At 69.4% G+C, this 3,145-nt stretch carries 4 protein-coding genes; 1 reads left to right on the top strand and 3 read right to left on the bottom strand.

Annotated features, from left to right (window positions below; translation table 11 throughout):
- Nucleotides 1-68 precede the first annotated feature (68 nt).
- Nucleotides 69-1,244 (top strand): acyl-CoA dehydrogenase family protein, encoded by a 1,176-nt coding sequence (locus ABZ070_RS36355; RefSeq protein WP_356640365.1) that lies wholly within the window; start codon nt 69-71, stop codon nt 1,242-1,244.
- 119 nt (nt 1,245-1,363) lie between these two features.
- Here ABZ070_RS36355 and ABZ070_RS36350 read toward each other — a convergent pair whose 3' ends face one another.
- The 3 genes from ABZ070_RS36350 to ABZ070_RS36340 all read right to left on the bottom strand — a co-directional run bounded on the left by ABZ070_RS36350 (nt 1,364) and on the right by ABZ070_RS36340 (nt 2,996).
- Nucleotides 1,364-1,639, bottom strand: a complete 276-nt coding sequence (locus tag ABZ070_RS36350; RefSeq protein ID WP_356640363.1) for a TSUP family transporter — start codon at nt 1,637-1,639, stop codon at nt 1,364-1,366.
- Entirely contained in the window at nt 1,542-2,177 is a 636-nt protein-coding gene (locus ABZ070_RS36345) for a sulfite exporter TauE/SafE family protein (protein WP_356640361.1), read from the bottom strand. Before ABZ070_RS36345 ends, ABZ070_RS36350 begins: the two co-directional genes overlap by 98 nt.
- 237 nt (nt 2,178-2,414) lie before the next feature.
- Nucleotides 2,415-2,996, bottom strand: coding sequence for a DJ-1/PfpI family protein (locus ABZ070_RS36340; protein WP_356640359.1), 582 nt, complete (start codon nt 2,994-2,996; stop codon nt 2,415-2,417).
- Nucleotides 2,997-3,145: the final 149 nt, after the last annotated feature.

Raw genomic sequence — 3,145 nt, 5'->3', positions numbered from 1 at the left:
GTCGCCTGGTGGATGGCGGACGACCAGTCCTGAGCGGAGACGTCGAGCAGGACCAGGGGCGGGGGTTCCTGCCGAAAGTCGTAGGTGAGCATTTGGCGGAAACAATCGGGTTGAGAGACCGCGTCGCAGCATTCGTACGCGACCGGGTGCTGCCCCGCGAGGCAGTGCTGGACGCCGGTGGGCCCGATGCCGCCGCCACCCTGCTCCAACTGCAGAAGGAGGCCAGGACCGAGGGTCTGTGGGCGCTGCCGCTTCCCACGGAACTCGGCGGCCAGGGACTCCCACTGCGCTCGTACGCCCATGTCGCCGAGGCCGAGGGCGCCAGCGACCACGGACCGGCCGCCCTCGGGTCGGCACCGCTGCTCGATGCACTGATGCTGTGGCGCCACGGCAGCCCCGGCGTCCGTGAGCGGTACGCCGAGCGCCTGGTCGCCGGCGAGATACGGGCGTGCTACGCGATGACCGAGCCGGACACACCGGGTACGGATCCCTTCCTCACCGCCACCCGCGCTGTGCCGGGGGCGGACGGCACCTGGCGGGTGAGCGGGCGGAAGTGGTTCACCAGCGGGGCGGCCGACGCCGATCTGGTCACGGTACTCGCTCGCACCGACGGCGAACCCGCGGACCGGGAAGGGCTGTCGTTGCTCCTGGTGCCGTCCGACTCGCCCGGCTTCCGTGTGGTGCGGGAACTGCCGGTGTTCGGGGCGAGCGGGCAGTGGGAGATCGCCCTCGCCCAGGTCGTGGTCGACGGTGACCACCTGATCGGCGAGCGCGGCAAGGCCCTGGCTGTCGCGGGCGAACGCCTCCAGCTCGGCCGCACCCTGCGCTGCCTGCGCTGGCTGGGTCAGGCAGCGCGGGCCTTCAATCTGATGCGCGAGCGCGCGGTGACGCGTACCCGCTTCCGCGGCCCGCTCGGCGACCTCCAGCTCGTGCAGCGCCACGTCTTCGAGTCGCTGCTCGCCCTGCGAACGACCCGTCCACTCGTGTACGAAGCAGTGGCCCGCCTGGACGCGGGACTCGACGCCCACGTCGAGGTGGGCCTGGCCAAGGTGGCCGCCGCCCGCACCCTTCAGCAGGTGGCCGACGCGGCGATCCAGGTGCACGGAGCCGCGGGCCTCGGTCCGGACACCGCACTGCCCGCCCTGTTCCGCACCGGCAGAGCGGCCCGGATCCTCGACGGCCCCGACGAACTGCACATCACGTCGGTCGCACGACGGGTCCTGCGCACGACGCAAAGTGCCTGAGCAGGCGACTGCTCTGTGGCGATTCACAAGTCGTGAAGTCACTTGTTCACGGGTTTTGGGAGGCACCTGATTCGGGCCGGAGTCGATGTTCATGACATTGGGAGGCACCCGGCCGTAGCTCAGTCGTGACGGGCGAGCTTGACTGCTGAGACGAGCAGGATCACGGCCAGCGCGGGGATGAGCACCAAGTCCGGGAACACTCCCAGGAGCAGCCCGCCCAACACGGCCCCGGCAACCGAGCCGGCTGCCATGACCGCCGTGAAGCGAAGGTTCGCGCCGAGGACGGCGAAGCTGCCGTCACGGCTGTAGCGGGCGAACGCGACCAGCATGGTGGGCAGGGAGACCAGCAGGGAGAGACTTCCGGCGGTCTTGATGTCCTCCCCGAACAGCAACACTCGTCGGGATCAGCAGCTCCCCGCCGGCCACCCCCATGATCGCGGCAACGACACCGCTGCCGAACCCAGCGGCGACTCCGGCGGGGATCTGGGCCCAGAGCGGCAGCGCGAGGGTGTCCAGGGTGATGGTGTGGGTGACCACGAGCGCGGCGGCCATGAGGACCATCAGGGCCGCCAGCACCTTGTAGAGGGTGGTGCTGCGCATGCGGACCGCCCAGGACGCGCCAGCCCAGGCGCCGAGGAGACTGCCGACCAGCAGATTGACCGCGACGGGCCAGCGGGCGGCGACCTCAGCGGCCGGGACCGCGGCCAGTCGCGCGGGCAGCGCGGCCAGGACCACAACCAGGCTCATCGCCTTGTTCAGGATGACGGCCGACAGCGCGGCGAATCCGAAGAGGCCGATCAGCAGGGGCAGGCGGAACTCGGCGCCGCCCAGCCCGATCATCCCGCCCAGAACGCCGATGGCCGCTCCCGCACCGAACACCGCAGATGCTGAGTGCGTCGGCCGGAGGGGGTGGAGGGTCTGGTCCGTGCTCATGGTGGACATCCTCGCTGGCGGCCTGCCTGTACTGCTACGGCGCGCTCCGACCCTGCTCCGCTGCGCTCGGCGGTGTCCAGTGCTGTTGAAACTCGTGAACATCGAATGCCTGTCGCTGCCCTCGAACGCCTCCTAAACTGCTGTCCGGTCTCGTGGACGGAGCCAGTTCTGCTGCCTGCCACGGCACGCGATCGCTGGTCGCCGGCGTGCCGTGGCCACAGGGGATCGAGGGGCGGATCACGCAGGAAACCGAGCTACAGAGCTTTTCCGATCAGGACGCCCTGTTCTTCGAGGTACGCCTTCGCACCGTGATGCGTTGTGCATGGGCGCCTGCCAGACGGTTCCCCGTGCCTCGTACTCCAGCATGTTCTCCACGCCAGTAGCGGCTTCCGAGCCGAGTTCGCGTTTCACCAGCCACAGGCCCAGCTCCAGCCCTGAGGTGATGCCGCCGGCGGTGACGAGATCCCCGTCGTCGACCACGCGGGCGTTCTTGACGACACCGCACAGCGAGCTGATCGTCAGCCCTTTGCGCGGGGCGGTGGCGAGTGCTCGTGGGAGCACACCGCTGTCGATCTCGGCCCAGACGCCCGGTCCGGCGCGGCGGGTGTAGCCGCCGCCGGGCACCACGATCACATCTGCTTCGGCCGGAGCCCAGCGGTGCTTCACCTGGATCGCCGTTCCGTACGCGGCTCGGATCAGCCTGGGCCGTCCTGTGGTGACGTACCGGACCTCGACCCCGTTAGCGCTGTGCATGGCAGCGGCTGAGAAGACTTCATAAGGAGCGATGCAGTCGAGCTCCTCGACTCCGTCGAACATCACGATGTCAACGCGCAGTGGCCCCGTCCGTCGCGGCGCAGCAGCAGCCGCCTCGGTGTCTAACGACCTCGTGCGTGATTAGCGGTGACGGCGGCTGACCTGGGTCGTTGGTCTGTGTGTGGTGGGGGTTGAAGCACGCAGGTTGATCATGT

It is taken from the genome of Streptomyces sp. NPDC006283, assembly GCF_040613325.1.
Taxonomy (GTDB): Bacteria; Actinomycetota; Actinomycetes; order Streptomycetales; family Streptomycetaceae; genus Streptomyces.
Note: the sequence above shows the minus strand (reverse complement) of the source record. Positions and strands in the feature narration are given on the sequence as shown.